Source organism: Chitinivibrio alkaliphilus ACht1 (assembly GCF_000474745.1).
Classification (GTDB): domain Bacteria; phylum Fibrobacterota; class Chitinivibrionia; order Chitinivibrionales; family Chitinivibrionaceae; genus Chitinivibrio; species Chitinivibrio alkaliphilus.
Genome location: NZ_ASJR01000065.1, coordinates 1 through 1,208, shown reverse-complemented (window position 1 = coordinate 1,208; position 1,208 = coordinate 1). Strand labels below are relative to the sequence as shown.

Here is a 1,208-nt window from a genome sequence, read left to right as displayed (position 1 = left end):
AACCTCGAATATTGCCAGATAAGGAAATCAGAATTTTAGTTATACATGAATCAGACTTTGACACATTGGAAGAACCAAAATAGACGTCTTCTCTATCAATAGAATCATATGTTGAAAATGACACGCTGGCCTCAACATCAAAATCGATTTCTACAGCTACGCTTATTACTAAATAGTCTTTCGATGCGTCAATTACTTTGAAATCAATAATTCCATCTTTATTGTGAAGATACCTAAAATAGGAGTAACTAATGTATATACAGCCATGACCACCATATGCCGTGAAGAATTCACTCAAACGAAGAGGCTGTACAACGAGGGTATGAGTCAAGAAATGAGTCAATGCGATCCCAAAAGAGGGCTCCCCCATCATACTGTAAGGTATTATGTCTTCCCCCAATGATTTCTACGAAATACTTGGGTTGTGATGCACCTTCGTAGACCTCTTTTCCCATGGCATAGGGCAAAACCTCATCCTCAGTACCATGAATTACCATAAGTGGCGTGGTCGATTGTGCCACCCGATCAGCCACGGCCAAGACATCCCCCGCAAGCAGATAAAAAGGCCAAGGCAGGAGGCTTTTTGCATAAGCTTTTCCGGAGCTAAGCGGAGTGATCAGTATCGCCCCTCCATACCGATTCTGTGTAAGAAGCTGAGCCACCGGAACCGACCCTAAGGACCGTCCAACCAGTATCATACATTCGTAGGAATATCCCAGTGAGTCATGTACGTGAGCAATCAGAGTAGCTGCATCTTTTTCAAGGTTTTCCCGTGAAACTCGCCCCCCGCTCTTTCCATATCCTGCATAGCCAGCTCCCACCACAGAAAACCCACTATTGGCAAAGCGCGAAAGATCCTCAATGCGATCAGAAATTGTACCGGCGTTTCCATGAAAATACACAACCACCGGACCATCTCCTGATTTGGAATAGAGATATTCCACAGAGTCGCCCCGGCTTGTCTGAAAAAAGAAACGAGAAAAGCCATACTCTTGCAACTGCCCTGCTGAAAGTCCTCCTGAAGAAGGGTGAAACGCAACTAATCGCACAAGAAAGTCCCTGCCTACTAAAAGGATACAGGCAAAAAAAAGGGAGTACACCCCAAGGCGTACTCCCACGGAAACAAAGACTGATCTACTCATTTGAAGATGACCGCACTCCAAGATTAATGGTCCGTTCTACAATGGTTCCCCGTCCATCATCAATTC

Annotated in this window: 1 protein-coding gene; it reads right to left on the bottom strand. The window is 44.8% G+C overall.

Annotation, left to right across the window (positions count from 1 at the left end):
* Nucleotides 1-290: 290 nt before the first annotated feature.
* Nucleotides 291-1,142, bottom strand: a complete 852-nt coding sequence (locus CALK_RS12455) for an alpha/beta hydrolase (RefSeq protein ID WP_022637849.1) — start codon at nt 1,140-1,142, stop codon at nt 291-293.
* Nucleotides 1,143-1,208: the final 66 nt, after the last annotated feature.